Annotated in this window: 14 protein-coding genes; 3 read left to right on the top strand and 11 right to left on the bottom strand. The window is 62.1% G+C overall.

Going from position 1 to position 15,009, the window contains the following annotated elements; translation table 11 throughout:
• Positions 1–49: 49 nt before the first annotated feature.
• Positions 50–1,045: a taurine ABC transporter substrate-binding protein gene (locus GC1_RS16845; protein ID WP_019294821.1), complete on the bottom strand. Its 996-nt coding sequence runs from the start codon at positions 1,043–1,045 to the stop codon at positions 50–52.
• A 206-nt stretch (positions 1,046–1,251) separates the two neighbouring features.
• Here GC1_RS16845 and GC1_RS16850 point away from each other — a divergent pair, with 206 nt between their 5' ends.
• Positions 1,252–2,223, top strand: coding sequence for a LysR family transcriptional regulator (locus tag GC1_RS16850; RefSeq protein ID WP_019294820.1), 972 nt, complete (start codon positions 1,252–1,254; stop codon positions 2,221–2,223).
• Between the two features lie 144 nt (positions 2,224–2,367).
• Positions 2,368–3,645, top strand: a complete 1,278-nt coding sequence (hisD, locus tag GC1_RS16855; protein WP_019294819.1) for a histidinol dehydrogenase — start codon at positions 2,368–2,370, stop codon at positions 3,643–3,645.
• A gap of 21 nt (positions 3,646–3,666) precedes the next feature.
• Here hisD and GC1_RS16860 read toward each other — a convergent pair whose 3' ends face one another.
• The 6 genes from GC1_RS16860 to GC1_RS16885 are packed head-to-tail and all read right to left on the bottom strand — an operon-like array spanning position 3,667 to position 11,268.
• Positions 3,667–4,185, bottom strand: a complete 519-nt coding sequence (locus GC1_RS16860; protein WP_019294818.1) for a nitrous oxide reductase accessory protein NosL — start codon at positions 4,183–4,185, stop codon at positions 3,667–3,669.
• Positions 4,182–5,003: an ABC transporter permease gene (locus tag GC1_RS16865; RefSeq protein ID WP_019294817.1), complete on the bottom strand. Its 822-nt coding sequence runs from the start codon at positions 5,001–5,003 to the stop codon at positions 4,182–4,184. Before GC1_RS16865 ends, GC1_RS16860 begins: the two co-directional genes overlap by 4 nt.
• Positions 5,000–5,896: an ABC transporter ATP-binding protein gene (locus GC1_RS16870; RefSeq protein WP_019294816.1), complete on the bottom strand. Its 897-nt coding sequence runs from the start codon at positions 5,894–5,896 to the stop codon at positions 5,000–5,002. Before GC1_RS16870 ends, GC1_RS16865 begins: the two co-directional genes overlap by 4 nt.
• Positions 5,889–7,157 (bottom strand): nitrous oxide reductase family maturation protein NosD, encoded by a 1,269-nt coding sequence (locus tag GC1_RS16875; RefSeq protein ID WP_019294815.1) that lies wholly within the window; start codon positions 7,155–7,157, stop codon positions 5,889–5,891. The genes GC1_RS16870 and GC1_RS16875 overlap by 8 nt, the downstream gene beginning before the upstream one ends.
• 2 nt (positions 7,158–7,159) lie before the next feature.
• Positions 7,160–9,067 carry a TAT-dependent nitrous-oxide reductase gene (gene nosZ / locus GC1_RS16880; RefSeq protein WP_019294814.1) on the bottom strand — a complete coding sequence of 636 codons (1,908 nt, stop codon included), beginning with the start codon at positions 9,065–9,067 and terminating at the stop codon, positions 7,160–7,162.
• A gap of 11 nt (positions 9,068–9,078) precedes the next feature.
• On the bottom strand, positions 9,079–11,268 hold the full coding sequence (locus GC1_RS16885; RefSeq protein ID WP_019294813.1) for a NosR/NirI family protein: 2,190 nt from the start codon (positions 11,266–11,268) through the stop codon (positions 9,079–9,081).
• 179 nt (positions 11,269–11,447) lie between these two features.
• Between GC1_RS16885 and GC1_RS22525 the strand changes: the two genes are divergently transcribed.
• A complete protein-coding gene (locus tag GC1_RS22525; RefSeq protein ID WP_156131911.1) occupies positions 11,448–11,789 on the top strand; it encodes a hypothetical protein in 342 nt (113 codons plus the stop codon).
• A 72-nt stretch (positions 11,790–11,861) separates the two neighbouring features.
• On the opposite strand, the gene GC1_RS16895 is transcribed toward GC1_RS22525, so the two are convergent.
• From GC1_RS16895 to GC1_RS16910, 4 genes are read right to left on the bottom strand one after another with little or no spacing between them, the layout of a single operon-like run.
• Positions 11,862–12,623 carry an ABC transporter permease gene (locus GC1_RS16895; protein ID WP_029204667.1) on the bottom strand — a complete coding sequence of 254 codons (762 nt, stop codon included), beginning with the start codon at positions 12,621–12,623 and terminating at the stop codon, positions 11,862–11,864.
• Complete coding sequence (locus GC1_RS16900; RefSeq protein ID WP_019294810.1) at positions 12,620–13,366, bottom strand: ABC transporter permease; 747 nt, start codon at positions 13,364–13,366, stop codon at positions 12,620–12,622. Before GC1_RS16900 ends, GC1_RS16895 begins: the two co-directional genes overlap by 4 nt.
• A gap of 9 nt (positions 13,367–13,375) precedes the next feature.
• On the bottom strand, positions 13,376–14,140 hold the full coding sequence (locus tag GC1_RS16905; protein ID WP_019294809.1) for a transporter substrate-binding domain-containing protein: 765 nt from the start codon (positions 14,138–14,140) through the stop codon (positions 13,376–13,378).
• A 39-nt stretch (positions 14,141–14,179) separates the two neighbouring features.
• Positions 14,180–14,977 (bottom strand): ABC transporter ATP-binding protein, encoded by a 798-nt coding sequence (locus GC1_RS16910; RefSeq protein WP_019294808.1) that lies wholly within the window; start codon positions 14,975–14,977, stop codon positions 14,180–14,182.
• Positions 14,978–15,009 lie beyond the last annotated feature (32 nt).

Raw genomic sequence — 15,009 nt, forward strand, 5'->3', positions numbered from 1 at the left:
GCGGGCGGCCCGGGATCCGGGCCGTCCGCCTTAGTCAAAACATGACGGCTCAGTTCAGAGCGGCTTCCAGAGGTCCGCTGTCCACGGCACCGTCATAGGAATCCAGCGCCGCTTCGATGCTGCCCGCATTCACGAACACATCCGCCACACCCTTCATGAAGTTCTGCGCGCCGCCGCCCAGCCACTTCTCGGATAGCTGATCCTCAGCCGAGGGGAAGCTGAAGGTTGCGATGGTGGCCTCGGCATCGGCCAGGTCCATACCTGCGTCCTTGGCAATCACCGGCAGCATCTCATCCTTGCTGTCGCCCGCATTCCACATTGCATTGGCATCTGCGGTCACTTTCAGGAACTTGCTCAGAAGCGCACCCTCATCCGCAATGAAACCTGCCGGCGCGCTGGTCACGTCAAATACCAGAATGCCCAGTTCTTCTTTCTCGGCGCCGGTCAGCAGAACATTACCATGCTCCACCATCCGCCGCAGCGCGCCGCCCCAGCCGCAAACCATGTCCAGGTTACCCTGGGCAAATGCCGCTGCGCCATCGGCAGGCGCCATGTCGACGATCTCCATCGAGCCAATATCAACACCGAAGTGCGCCATCTGCGACAGGAATCCGTAGTGCGCGGCGGTGCCGATCGGTACGCCAACCTTCTTGCCGTTCAGTTCGCCCGCGTTGGTCTTGTCGATCTCCAGCGCTTCGGCCACTACGCAGTTGTCGTTGTCAGAGTAGCTGACCGCCACATCCACCGTCTGGATGTCTTGACCGGCCGAAGTCGCAACTACAAACGGCGGAACGCCCTGGCTGACGGCAATCTGCACATCGCCTGAGGCCATCGCCGCAGACATTGCGGTGCCGGTGTCAAATGAGACCCAGTTGATCTTTACACCCATCTCTTCTTCGTAGGTGCCGTTGGCCTTGGCAAACTGGAAGGGCATCGGCCATTCCAGGAAATAGGCCACGGTAATCTCATCCAGAGCTGAGGCCTGTGTTGCTGAAATCGCGGCTGCGGCTGCGCAGGCTGTTGAAAGCAGATACTTTTTGATCATGTTTTTGGTTCTCCCAGTTGTCACGCCTGACCCGTTCTATGCGGGCCTTAAGGCTCTAATTTTTGCACGGCAAACCTTATCCGGGAAGAGAATTCGCTGTAGAATAAAATTACTCATGCACGGAAAGTAAAACTCAGTTTCGATTTCTTCGGATGTGTTGGCGCATTTCTGAGGATAGCATATGCAAACCCTAAGGAGGGCCGCATATGCAAAAAACGCTGAGCCTGCGCTGGCTGGAAGTTTTTCAGCTGATTTCGAAGTCCGGGTCTATACAAAAAGTGGCAGCAGAAACCGGGCTCTCGATCAGCACCGTGTCCAATCATCTGCGCAGCCTGGAAAGCGCGCTTGGCGTTGATCTGGTGGATCACACACGCCGTCCGATGGGTCTGACGCCCGCAGGCGTGGTCTTTGCCCGCTATGTCTACGACGGGCTGATGACGCTAAGGCGGGGCGAAGCAGAAATACGCTCCGGCAGCTGGCAGCACGCAACCGATCTGCGCATGGCCCTATTGGATGACTTCGACAATGAAGTCGGCCCGGAGCTGTTCCAGTTCCTCTCCACCGCGCTGCCCCGGTGCAGCTTCCGGCACTACACCCGCCCCAGCCATGAGATCATCGAAAAACTGCAGGCGCAGAAACTGGATGCAGGCGTTGCCACCCGCCCGTCCGGGCTGCTCCCTGATCTGATCGAATACCCGCTGATGCGCGACCCGTTCATTCTGGTTGTCCCGGCAGGCTATTCCGGCAGCGTCGAGGATCTGACCAAGGCTGACGCGCCGCTGCCCTTCTTGCGCTATTCCCGCGACCACACAATTGGCAAGCAGATCGAAACCCAGCTGACCCGGCTCAAGATCGCTCTGCCCAACCGCTTTGAACTGGAATGCAACCAATCCATCATAGGTCTGGTTTCCGAAGACAGCGGCTGGACCGTCACCACCGCCGCCAGCTACCATCGCGCCCAGCGCTTCCACGACAAGGTCAAGGTCGTGCGCTTTCCTGGTAAAAGCTTTGCCCGCACGGTGTCGCTGTTTACAACCAGCGTCTACCCCGCGGCCACTTCCCAGCTCATTCATGAAGCCCTGCAAAAGTCACTGCGCCTGCATTTCACCGATCCGATCACCCAGCGCTTTCCCTGGCTGGGCGAAGAGTTCCGGACCCTGCCGTCGGGCACCGGCTGACCGCTATTGCTATTCGAAACAAACATCCGTGTTTTTCGAAACCCGCCGGCCACGGGTTGACCATGAAGCCTGTCAGCAGCTGTCTTAGGCGCAATCCGCGCCGTGCGCTCCCCGCGCATTCTGCGGCCCTTCGAGGAACATGACATGGCAATCACTTATTTGAAAAAGGCCCAGGCACGTCCTGCCACCGAAAGCAACGACATCCGCGATACCGTTGCAGTGATGCTGGCCAATATCCAGCGCGAGGGCGAGGAGGCCGTGCGCCGCTATGCGGAAAAGCTGGATGGCTGGACCGGTCCGATCGTGGTCACAGACGCCCAGCGCCGTGCCGCTTGCAACCGGGTATCGCAGCAAACCAAGGACGACATCCAGTTTGCCCATGCCAACATCCGCCGCTTCGCCGAGGCGCAGAAATCCACGATGGGTGAATGCGAGGTGGAGGTGATCCCCGGCCTGATCGCAGGCCAGAAGCAGATCCCGGTATCCAGTGCCGGCTGTTACGTGCCGGGCGGCCGCTACAGCCATATCGCCAGCGCGCTGATGACCATCACCACCGCCAAGGTGGCAGGCGTGTCCCACATCACAGCGGTGTCGCCGCCGCGCTCCGGCAGCGGCATCCCCGATGCTATCGTCTATGCCATGGACCTATGCGGCGCAGACCTGATCCTGAACCTCGGCGGGGTGCAGGGCATTGCCTCCATGGCCCAGGGCCTGTTTGGCGCCCAGCCTGCCGACATTCTGGTCGGCCCCGGCAACTCCTATGTGGCAGAGGCCAAACGGATGCTGTTCGGAGAGGTTGGCATCGACATGTTTGCAGGTCCAACCGACTCGCTGGTGATTGCCGACCACACCGCCGATGCAGAGACCGTCGCCTGGGATCTTGTCAGCCAGTGCGAACACGGCGCCGACAGCCCGGTTTGGCTGATCACCACCAGCGAACTTCTGGCAACTGGGGTCATGGCCCGAGTACAGGGCCTGATCGACAGGCTGCCTGAACCCAACCTTTCCGCCGCCCACCGCGCCTGGCACGAACGCGCAGAGGTCGTTCTGTGCGAAACCCGCGAGGAGGCCGCCCAAGTGGCCGACCGCTATGCACCCGAACATCTGCAGGTGCAGGCCGAAGACCTAGATTGGTGGCTCGACCGCCTCTCCGCCTATGGCTCGCTGTTCCTGGGCAAGGAAACCACGGTATCCTTCGGCGACAAGAGCTCAGGCCCCAACCACGTGCTGCCGACCAGCGGCGCGGCGCGCTATACCGGCGGGCTGTCAGTGCACAAGTTCACCAAGACCGTGACCTGGCAGCGCTGCAACGCCGCCGCCTCGCATGAACTGGCCCAGCGCACCGCGCGGATCAGCCGGATGGAAGGAATGGAAGGCCACGCCATCGCCGCCGAAATGCGGCTGATGCCCGAGACGGTTTAAAACCCTAGGGAGGCGCCGTTCTCAGGACGGCGTCTCCAGCTGCTGGTCCAGATCAACCGGTCCAAGCACCGCCTCGTCCGGGATGCTGTCAAACCCGGCAACAGTGCCCCCATACCGCTTGGCAAACCGCGCAGCTTCTTCCGGCGAGGAAAAGGGCACAACCTCCGGCGCGCCCATGCCGCCAGCGGCGTTGGATCCGACCACGAAATGCGCACCCTTGGCATCAATCCAGTTTTCAGTGCCGGGATGTTCCCAGCTTCGTGCTGCGCCCATGTCGCTCACATATATCGCGGTGATCTCCGCATCACGTTCCGGGCTTTTCACATAGGCCGCCAGATCGCGCACCTGGGCAAAGAACAGCGGTGTAGGGAAACCGTCCAGATGGATCTGCCCCTTGGGTCCGCCATGTTCAGCCACATTCATCTGGCAGAAGTAGCTGAGCGCCGCTTCGGTCAGCTCCACCGGCGCAGGCGGTGCCTTGGCCTCTTCTTCCTGGCAGGCAGGCAGGACCAGCGCAGCCGCAAGGATCAGGCGTTTCATGGCTCTACCCTCCGGAACGCGGCACAGGCCAGCAGGAAGCCCAGCGCGGGCCACAGCACCAGCGACAGTGGTGCGGCCCAGCCGGGCAGCGCTCTGGCAGCCCCAGCCATACCACTGGAAAGGGCCACGCTTTCGGAGGCTGCGACATTCCACAGCCGGAACGCATCCGCCGGGTTGGCAACCATCACCCAGGGGAAAATCTTCTGGGTAAAGACCCCGCCGCTGTCCATCACCACGGCCCCTAGCAGTCCCAGGTCATAAAGCACCACAAACACCAGCCACACGCCCGCAGACAGACCCGCGGCAGCTGTTGCACTGCTGCTGAGCGCCGACAGCGCATAGCCCAGCACCAAGAACACCGCACCCAGCAGGATTGATGTCAGCACCAGCCGCCCCAGCGCCATAAAGCTCTCTGTACCTGCACCGCCGAACCAGGCGGCCACGGCCCCTGCCGCGCCAAAGCCGATGCACATGGCAACAGACAAGGCGGCCAGATGCGCCATCAGCTTGCCCAGCAGGATCTCCGCACGGCCCGCAGGATAGGCCAGGAGCAGGGCAAGACTGCCCCGGTCCCGGTCGCCCGCCACCGTGTCAAATCCCATCATCAGAGCCAGGAGCGGCGCCAGGTAGACCGACAGCGTGGTCATCGAGGCGACCGAAACGGTCAGCATATCCACCCCCAGCGTTCCCGTCGGCGCCGATCCGGCAAAGGACAGCGCCAGCGCAAAGGCCAGCATGATCAGCGTCGCCATGAAAAGCCAGCGGTTGCGGCGCAGAATCAGCATCTCGGCGCGGGCAATGGCAAAGGCACGTCTCATTTGCGGTCCTCCCCGGAGTAATGGCGATAGAGGTCTTCGAGCCGCGGCGGCACCATGTCGATATCGGCCACCGCATCGCCCATGGCTGCGATCTTGCGCAGCTCGGCCATTTTGTCTTGCGGTGAACACAGGACCTCGACCGAGGCGCCGTTGATCCGCCGCCCGCCTGTCTCAACAGCAATCCGGTCGGCGTGCGCGCCGCTGGCCTGCACCCGCAGCTTGACCGGCAGCCCGGCCTGGGCCGACAGGCCCGCCAGCGTGTCATCCGCCACTTTCACACCCTTGCGCAGAATGGCGATGCGGTCGGTGCGCGCCTCCACCTCAGTCAGCGCGTGGGAGGCGATCAGCACCGCCGCACCCTGCTCTGCCAGCTCATTGATGATGGCATAGAGGTCCTGGCGCGAGATCGGGTCCAGCCCGCTGGTGGGTTCGTCCAGCAGCGCCAATTTCGGGCGGCCCAGCAGCACTTGGGCTAGCCCCAACCGCTGCCGCATCCCCTTGGAATAGGCGCCGATGCGGCGGTGCATGGCTTCGCCCAGACCAACCCGCTCCAAAAGGCCATTAATGTCGGCGCGTTCGCCCGCAAGCCGGGCAAACAAGGACAGCTGTTCATGCCCGGTCAATGCCGGGTGAAAGCTGACGGCTTCCGGCAGAAAAGCCGTGGCAGCCCGTGCTGTGGCACTGCCAGGTGCCGCGCCGCAGATGCGGATGCTGCCGCCCTCATGCCGGATCAGGCCCAGAACGGCCTTGATCAACGTCGACTTGCCCGCGCCGTTGTGGCCCAACAGCGCCAGCCGTTCGCCCGGCGCGATGTCCAGGTCGATGCCATGCAGCACTTGTGTCTTGCCTCGGAACTTGTCCAGCGCGCGGATCTGCAGCGGAGAGTTATCCATCCTGTTCAACCTTTCTGGCGGCCCCAGGCCGCTCTGGCCGCATCAGCGGGTGGCTGTCGATCACCCCGCCGGGCAGCAGCGCCGGGAACGCCGACTGCGACCAGCGCACCAGCTGCACCGCGGGCGATCCCATCAGCAGTTTCGCCGCCGGCTGTGTCCACAGCACATGGTCCATGCTGTCATTCGGACGGTAGGGCGCATCGGCGATGCCATCCCCGTCCACGTCGAAACCCGCGAAGTCGGACCAGTAGTTGCCCTGGCCGGCCTCGCTCCACTCCACCCATTTGGTGGAGACAAATTTCACCTGATGCCGATTGCCGACAAAGGCGTTGCCAACCATCCGGTTGCCGTCGCTGCCCGCGGTGAAGTGGATGCCGATGCCGCAGCCCTCGAACCAGTTGCCGGAGAAATCATTCTTGTGCGCGTTGTAGAGGAAGGTGCATTTGTCCTTGGCGCCTTTCACATAGTTGCCGCGCACCTCGCCCTGGTTGGCATAGTTCAGCATCACCCCGTGATCGCGGTCATTCAGCGAGACATTCCCGGTCACCTTGACCCGTTTCGAGAACATCACCGCATAACCCAGGTGATTGCCGATCGAGACATTGCCCGAAACCTCGGAATTATCGGCGTACATATAATGCACCGCGAAACGCAGGTCGCGGAAGGTGTTGTTTGTGAAGGCGTTCTTCTTGGAGCTGTTCACAAAGATCCCGTCGCGGCCAAAACGGATATCGTTGCCGTCGACCACCGCGCCCGGCGCGTTCCACACATAGACCCCGTTGCCGCGGGCGTTCATGTGCCGGTCCAGGCGTCCCTCGATCCAGTTGCCCTGCACCAGACTGTCTGTGGCGCCATGAATATCCACGCCGTATAGGTTGCCCAGCAGCACATTGTTGAGGATCTGCGGCGCCTGTGCGGTCTTGGTAAGCTTGATGCCGCTGTCGATCTCCTGATGCGAGGAGCCGGAGCCAGCAACGGTCAGGTTCTGAACGGTCACGCCCGGTCCGGTCACAGTGATCACCGATCCCTTGCCCTGTCCGTCCAACGTGGCATGGCCTTGCCCGTCCAGCGTCACCGGCCGGTCCAGCACCAGGGTTTCGGCGTATTCGCCGGGGGCGAGGCGGAGGGTGTCGCCATCCGCCGCCTGCGCCAGTGTTTCAGCGATGGCCCCTGCCCGATTGGGCACATCCCAATCCGCCGCCCACGCGGGCGCCAGGCCGGCAAGGGCCGCAACCAGGGATATGGGCAGGAGCCGTTTCATGGTTACGCGCTCCGCGGCTCGACCAGCATCCGGCCGCGCATTTCCATGTGCAGCGCGTGGCAGAACCACTGGCAGTAGTACCAGTGCACGCCCGGGCGCTCCGCCTTGAAGGTGACAGAGGCAGTTGCCAGCGGCCCGACTTCCATAGCGATGCCGAAGTTCGACAGGCAGAAGCCGTGGGTCAGGTCGTCGATGTCGTCCAGGTTGGTGACATAGACAGTGACCTCGTCGCCTTGCTTCACCGTGAACTTCTCCAGGCTGAAGTTCGGCGCCTGGCTCGACATGTAGACCCGCACCTTGTCGCCGTCGCGGATGATGGTGTCCTGATAGTCGTCCAGATCGACGCCATCCGCCTCTGCCTGCTTGCGCGCGTCTTCCCACATTGGGTCGTTGCGCTGCCAGGTGCTGGCCGGGTTCACCTTGGAACGGTGAACAAGGATCGAGTCATGCGGCTCGGCAAAGGTCGGGCCATCGTGCACTACCTTCATCTTGTCGCCGGAGATGTCGATCAGCTGCTCGTTCTCGGGCTTCAGGGGGCCGACGTTCAGGAACCGGTCCTTGGAGAACTTGTTCATCGAGATCAGCCACTTGCCGTCTGCCTCGGCGGTTTCACCCATGGAAGTCGAGTTGTGGCCCGGCTGGTACTGCACATCAACCTTGTCCATAATCGGGTCCACATCGGCGCCGGCATAGGCCTCGATCGCCTTGGCGATGTCCCATTTCACCACCTGGCTGTCCAGGAACAGGGTGGTGTAGGCATAGCCGCGGTTGTCGAAGGCGGTGTGAAGCGGGCCAAGGCCCAGCTGCGGTTCCGCCACAATGGCAGAGCGCGGATCGGCGTTGTCGCTGAACAGCGCATCGACCTTCTCAACATCAATGACCGAAACCGTCGGCGACAGCTTGCCGTTGATCATGATGTGCTTTTTGTCGGGTGCAGCGTTCACACCGTGCGGCGAGTTCGGGATCGGAATGTAGCGGGTGAAGTTCTTGCCGGACTCCTTGCGCCCGTCCACGACTTTGGCCCCGTTCAGCTCCTGATAGTCGCCTGCCGCAATTGCCTCTTCAATCGCCTTGATGTTGAAGACAACAACGTGGTCCAGCTCGCTCTCGGTCATCTCGGCCAGGTTCATGCCCATTTCCGAGTTGTAAGAGGTCGAGAAGGCGTATTTGCCCTGATAATCGCAATCAGTGTTGTCCAGGTTGCCCGAGACGATCACCTGCCAGGCGACTTCCATGGTGTCGCCGTCGATGGCCGAGAAGATGTTCACATATTGCGACGGATCATCCAGGATCTGGCCGTCGTTGATCAGCGGCGCCTCGTGCTCGCCGTTGGCAAAGACATAGCCGGTGCGCGGGAACTTCTGCGGGCGCAGGCCGTGGATGTCCTTGGCGTTCGGGATCTCGATGATCTTGTCGCACTTCATCACGTCGCAGCGTACGCGGGCGACGCGGGTGTTGGCCTTGTCGTTCATGAACAGGTAGCGGCCGTCATATGTGCCGTCAGTGAACGACATATGCGGGTGGTGCAGGTCGCCGTTGTCATAGGTGACTTTGCCGTTGGCGGCCAGGAATTCCTTGGTCTCCGGCAGCAGGCCTTCGGTCAGGATCTTCAGCGATTCATTGGTCTGGCCCCAGCCGGTGGCGGAGCAACGGTTGAACACCGGCACCCTCATCAGCTCGCGCATGGACGGCACACCCATGATGCGCAGCTCGCCTGTCTGGCCGGAAGACCAGAAGCCGTAGTATTCGTCCAGCTCGCCCGGCTCCAGGCCGAAACCGGCAGCCTGTGCAGGCTTTGCGCCCAGCAGCGCAGAGCCGGCACCGGTGGCCGCCAGAACGGCACCGGAGGCGGTGGCCCCTAGAAGGCCGCGGCGGGTGACGGGCAGTTTGTTTTTCAGTTCTTCAGACATAACGTCCTCCTTCAGGAAACTTTTGTCCTGTTCGCGTTGGGGTGATTGGCAGGCGGCCTGCCCAGAGCAATCTCCGGACCCGGGCTGCCGGTCTTGGCCCGGCGTTTCAGCTGTTTGATCACAACCGGGCATTTGGCTTCGGATTGGTACAGAACCTGGCAATGCAGGCAGTTCACACATTCGTTCGGATTGATCTCACCGGTCGGGTGGATGGCCTGAACGGGGCACTCGTTGGCACAGGTCTGGCAGGGGCTGCCGCATTCCTTGTAGCGGCGCAGCCAGTCGAACATCCGCACCCGCGCCGGGATCGCCAGCGCCGCGCCCAGCGGGCACAGGTAGCGGCAGTAGAAACGCTCGATGAACAGCCCGGCCAGCAGCAGCAGCAAGGCAAAGACAACAAACGGCCAGTCGCGCACGAATTTCAGAATGATCGCGGTTTTGAACGGCTCCACCTCGGCATAGGTTTCGGCCAGCGGGATCGATACCATCGAGAGGCCGAACAGGCCGAGAAAGATCATGTATTTCGCAGGCCACAGGCGCTCATGCAGGCCCCACGGCAGAGTGATCTGCGGCACCTTGAAGGCGCGGGCAACCTTATTGGTCAGCTCTTGCAGCGCGCCAAACGGGCACAGCCAGCCGCAATAAGCGCCCCGCCCCCAGAACAGAAGTGCGGCGGCAACGGCAAACCACTGAATGAAAACCAGCGGGTCCAGCAGAAACGCATCCCAGGAAAACCCGCTGCGCAAAGACCCCGCCAGCGCCATCAGGTTCACCACGCTCAGCTGCGCATTGGCATACCAGCCCAGGAACACCAGGGTGACAGTCAGGTATCCGATGCGGAACCAATAAAAGATGCGCGCATTCACAGTGGCCTGGAATTGGAAGAAGAACACTGCCGTCAGCACCAGCAACATCACACCCAGCACACTGATTTCCAGCGTCCGGTCCTTCCAGATCCGCTGCCAAAGCGCGGCCTTCGCAGCCGCCTCACCGGTGTCGTCTTCCACCACTTTGGGCGCAGGCGCGGCAGGCAGCAGATATTGTTCCGGCAGCTTGTAGCCCAGATCAAACGTCAGGAACGTCCGCTCCAGCGCGCCCACGGACCGCTGCACCAGCAATTGCAGGCGGAAGGGTTCAGCCGGGTCGAACTCCGCATCTGCCGGGATCTTGAACAGGTCCAGCTCTGCAAAGCTGGGGCTGTCACCAGTTGCCAGTTCCCCCAGCCGCTTGTGCTGCTTGTCAAAGAACCGCACCGAGGCATCACCCTGGATCAGCTGGATGCGGTCGAAGATGCCCCCGCGCACATAGCCCGAGCCTTTGAAGCTGTAGCTGCCCCGTCCCAGCACCAGAATGGCGTGCTCGCCTTCCTTCAGCCAGGATTGCAGGTTCCGGTACTCCGCCTCGCCCAGCAGCGACTTGCCGACGGAGGGAACGGAAACCAGCGCCATATGCATGTCGATGAAAGTGTCGTCCGGGGCACCCGGCTCCGGCCGCTTGATCGCGCGCTGATCGCCAGTGGCCTCAAAGGCCGCGTTGATCTGACCCACGTCCAGCGTCATCCGCCGAACAGAGCCGTCGCCTGCCAGTGTGGTCCAGTCCGAAACTTCTTCGCGGGCCATATCAACCTCGCGCTTCGGCCCGTCGGCCTGCACCGGTGACAGGCCGCCCAGCCCCAGCGCGCGGGCCACTTTAATACCTGCCCGCACCAGGCTGTCGTCGATCACCATGATCGTGACCGTCGCGCCGGAGATGATGTCGAGGTCATGGGCATCACCGCCCGCCACCGCCTCGGCCTTTAGATCCAGCCCGGCATAGCCTTCGGTCAGCTTGACCATTTTGGAATTAGGAATGCCGATCAGCACAATCGGCTCGGAGTGTTTGACCAGCTTCACGCCGGTCAGCACCGCATCGTTATCAATCGCGGCCACCACGTGGATCGGCTTGCCGCTATAGCCGGTGGTGCCCACGAAATCTGAGGTCAGGAAGGCATAGGCAACCGTCTCGCCCGCCTTCAAAACCGGCGCCACCGGCACATCGGCGCGCACCGGGCCAAATGCCTCGGCGCCGGGCACCAGATCAGCGGGTGTCAGTTCTGTCAGGAAGGAGTCGAGGCTGTCTGCCTCAGCGGTCACCGCACATACAGCGGTGAGTGTCATCACAAGGGCTGTCAGCCAGCCCCGGAAGGCGCGTGTCAGGACCATGGCGCCTCTCCTTTGTTTTGAGTGGCAGCCACGGACGCGCGGAAGGCGCGTTCGGATTCTATCTTTTTCACCAGCGGAGGCCCGCGGCCATCATGCCAGTGCTGCGCCGGGTTCGGCGGCACTGCAGCGCCCGTAGGCAGCAAAACTATGCGGCCTGCCACCCGGCTGGCACCGAATGCATGAAGGAATACCGGCCCGGCCCCGGTTTCAGCAGCGCAGAGGGCACAAGTGCTGCACTTAGGGCAATACTTGTTGTCTTCGCGGTCTCCGGCAGCGACCTGAATCTCAACCACACCGAACTCGCCGCAGATCTCGATCCACTCACCGCCGACAGCAGCCTGAGCTGCGCCGGGAAAGGCGGTTTGAAGAACCAGCATGAAGATGGCGCACACACCCGCCAGCCGCCGGAACAGTCCGGCGCAGCAAACGGAGGGTATGAAGACGGTACGCGGCATCTGTTACAAGAATCTCTTGCTGCATTCGCCGCTGACACTAGAGGGAACTTTAGTGCCGTTATTTGATGTATGTCAGATAAATCAGAATTTTCGGACCAAAATCATCCGGTCCGGAAAACGCGCTAAACACCCGTCTTTTCAGCCTTTCTCAAACCGGCGGAAAGCGAATGCGATCACCCCGGCGATGGCCATGTAAACCAGCGCCAGCAGCAACAACGGCTCATAGACGATAAAAGTATCGGCCCGCACGCGCGAGGATACCGCATAGATTTCCATCACCGTGATCGTCGCCACCAGCGGCGTCGCCTTCAGCTGCAGGATGGTTTCGCCGCCTAAGGTCGGCAGCACGTTGCGCACCGCCTGCGGCAGCCAGATCCGGCGGAACATGGTGAAGCGCGGCATACCAAAGGACTTCGCAGCCTCCAGCTGCCCCTTGGCGACGCCGGAAAACGCGCCGCGCATCACTTCGCCTTCATAGCCCGCATAAGACAGGGTCAGCGCCAGCACCGCATAAGGCCAGGCCTGCCGCAGATAGGGCCACAGCTCAGACGAACGAATCCACGGAAACTGCGGGAACAGCGACCCCAACCCGTAATAAAGCAGCCAGATCTGCAAGAGCAGCGGCGTGCCGCGGATGATGGTGCAAAAGGTGCGCGCAGGGATCGACAGGTACCAGGGTCCCACCGCCTGCGCCAACCCCAGCGGCACCGCCAGCATGAAGCCGAGGAAAGTAGAGACCGCGAGGATCCAGATCGTGGCCCAAAGCCCCTCCAGCGCCAGCGGCGCGTATTTCGGGATCCAGTCCCAGCGCAGCGCAAAGGCGCACCAGATCACCAGCGCCGCAAAAACCAGCATCATCACGATACGGTGCGGCTGCATCAGATCCTTCAAACCGGTCATCGCGCGCCCCCCTTCAGCGAGGGCTGGCCGCGCCGTGCCCATTTCTCAACCCGGGCAAAGACCGCGCCGGAGCACAGCGTCACCATCAGGTACAGGAACCCGGCGGCCAGGAAAAAGGTGAAATAGGCCCGCGTGCTGCTTGCCGCCTGACGGGTTTCCAGTGTCAGCTCGTTGAAGCCGACCACCGCCAGCAGCGCCGTGTCCTTGGTGGCGATCAGCCAAAGGTTTGCTAGCCCCGGAACCGCAAAGCTCATCATCGCCGGGATCGTCACCCGCCGCATGATCATGAAGGCGGGCATGCCATAGGATTTCGCCGCCTCGATCTGGCCCACCGGCACCGCCTTGATGGCGCCGCGCAGAACCTCAGTGGCATAGGCCCCCTGCACCACGCCCAAGACCCAGATCCCGGCCGCAACGCCGTTGATCTCAACCCGGCCGCCGCCCAGACCTTCAGAGATCTTGTTGATGATATCGCTGCCCACGTAATAGAGGATCAGGATCAGCACCAGTTCCGGCACCGCCCGGATCACCGTGGTGTAGATGGCGAGAAGATCACGCGTGACCTTCCCGCCGTAGAGTTTGCCATAGGCCCCGAACAGCCCGATCACCAGCCCCAGCCCAAAAGCGCCAAAGGCGATCTGGAGGGAGTTGGCAAGCCCGCGCAACAGGTTGCCTCCCCAGCCCGACAGCGACAGCAGCTCTGCGCTGGCGCCGAGGCCCAGTAGTTCGAACAGTCCGGTCACGGCAGCACCTTAGTAGATGCTGGTGGTGAAGTATTTGGCGGTGATCTTCTCGTGGGTGCCGTCGGCCAGGATCGCCGCGATGCCCTTGTTCAGCGCCTCGCGCAGTTCGTCGTCACCCTTGCGCACGCCCGCACCGACACCGCGGCCCAGGATCGCCGGGTCATCCGCAACCGCGCCCTTGATCTCGCAGCAGCTGCCGGTGTCCGAGCCAACGAAATCCGCCATCGCGATGCTGTCCGCCTGGGTCGCGTCGATGCGGCCCGCAAACAGATCCTGGTTGGCTTCATCCTGTGTCTGGTAAACCTTCAGCTCAGCATCCTTGAAGTATTCCTGCGCATAGGCTTGGTGGATGGTCGAGGCCTGAATGCCAACAATCTTGCCCGCCAGCGATTCCGGGGTTGCATCGATCTCCATCGACTTGTCTGCCACGATCACCGCAGGGGTGTTGTAATAAGGGTCGGAGAAATCAATGGTTTTCATCCGCTCCTCGGTAATCGACATGGAGGCCATGATGGCGTCGATCTGCTGGCCGGTCAGCGACGGGATGATTCCGTCCCAGGCCACCGGCGTGATCACGCAGTCCAGTTCCGCCGCGGCACAGACCGCACCGATCACCTCGACCTCCCAGCCGACCCAGTTGCCCGAGCTGTCGAGCGAGGCAAACGGCGGGTAGGGTTCCGCGGCGATGCCGATCTTAACCTGTTCCGCAGCGGCGGCACCAGTAGTCAGCGCGGCAGCTGCGGTTGCAGCAGCAAGCAATGCTTTCAGTTTCATCTTAGTCTCCCAGTTGGTTATTATTTTGGTGGTAGAGGATCAGGCGACCGAGCTTAGGAATTGCTTCAGCCGCTCTGATTGCGGATTGCCAAAGACCTCGGCAGGCGGCCCCTGCTCTTCAATGCGGCCCTGGTACAGATAGACAACGTGGTTTGCGACTTCGCGCGCGAATTTCATTTCATGGGTGACCAGCAGCATGGTACGCCCCTCGGCGGCCAGGTCGCGGATCACCGTCAGCACCTCGCCCACCAGTTCCGGGTCCAGCGCCGAGGTCGGTTCGTCAAACAGCATCGCCGACGGGTCCACCGCCAGCGCCCGGGCAATCGCCGCCCTCTGCTGCTGACCGCCGGACAGATAGGCAGGATAGGTGTCCTCCTTGCCGCCCAGCCCCACCCGGTTCAGCAGCTCGTGCGCCCGCGCGATAGCCTCGGCCTTGGGCACCTTCAGCACATGCACCGGCACCTCGATCACGTTTTCCAGCAGCGTCCGATGGGTCCACAGGTTGAACTGCTGGAACACCATCGCCAGCTTGGTCCGGATACGTTCAATCTGTTTCTGATTGGCCGGGCTGCCGTCGCCGCGCATCGCCACTTCCTCGCCGCCGATCACGATCTTGCCGGAGCTTGGCGTCTCCAGGAAATTGATGCAGCGCAGCATGGTGGATTTGCCGGAGCCGGAGCCGCCGATGATGGCCACCACATCGCCCTGTTGCGCGGTCAGATCAACGCCCTTCAGCACTTCCAGATTTCCGAACGACTTGTGCAGGTCCTCGACCCGGATTGCCTCCCGGCGCGTGTCTGTCTCCGGTGAGGATGCGGCTGCTGTGGCTGTGTCCATCTTTGCGTCTTCCCGAATTTTCCGATTGCAGT

This window comes from Leisingera sp. ANG1 (assembly GCF_000203975.2).
Classification (GTDB): Bacteria; Pseudomonadota; Alphaproteobacteria; order Rhodobacterales; family Rhodobacteraceae; genus Leisingera.

Coding starts and splice junctions, on each gene's coding strand:
- GC1_RS16845 (WP_019294821.1), bottom strand. CDS start 1,045: ATGATCAAAAAGTATCTGCTTTCAACAGCCTGCGCAGCCGCAGCCGCG.
- GC1_RS16850 (WP_019294820.1), top strand. CDS start 1,252: ATGCAAAAAACGCTGAGCCTGCGCTGGCTGGAAGTTTTTCAGCTGATT.
- hisD (WP_019294819.1), top strand. CDS start 2,368: ATGGCAATCACTTATTTGAAAAAGGCCCAGGCACGTCCTGCCACCGAA.
- GC1_RS16860 (WP_019294818.1), bottom strand. CDS start 4,185: ATGAAACGCCTGATCCTTGCGGCTGCGCTGGTCCTGCCTGCCTGCCAG.
- GC1_RS16865 (WP_019294817.1), bottom strand. CDS start 5,003: ATGAGACGTGCCTTTGCCATTGCCCGCGCCGAGATGCTGATTCTGCGC.
- GC1_RS16870 (WP_019294816.1), bottom strand. CDS start 5,896: ATGGATAACTCTCCGCTGCAGATCCGCGCGCTGGACAAGTTCCGAGGC.
- GC1_RS16875 (WP_019294815.1), bottom strand. CDS start 7,157: ATGAAACGGCTCCTGCCCATATCCCTGGTTGCGGCCCTTGCCGGCCTG.
- nosZ (WP_019294814.1), bottom strand. CDS start 9,067: ATGTCTGAAGAACTGAAAAACAAACTGCCCGTCACCCGCCGCGGCCTT.
- GC1_RS16885 (WP_019294813.1), bottom strand. CDS start 11,268: ATGGTCCTGACACGCGCCTTCCGGGGCTGGCTGACAGCCCTTGTGATG.
- GC1_RS22525 (WP_156131911.1), top strand. CDS start 11,448: ATGAAGGAATACCGGCCCGGCCCCGGTTTCAGCAGCGCAGAGGGCACA.
- GC1_RS16895 (WP_029204667.1), bottom strand. CDS start 12,623: ATGACCGGTTTGAAGGATCTGATGCAGCCGCACCGTATCGTGATGATG.
- GC1_RS16905 (WP_019294809.1), bottom strand. CDS start 14,140: ATGAAACTGAAAGCATTGCTTGCTGCTGCAACCGCAGCTGCCGCGCTG.
- GC1_RS16910 (WP_019294808.1), bottom strand. CDS start 14,977: ATGGACACAGCCACAGCAGCCGCATCCTCACCGGAGACAGACACGCGC.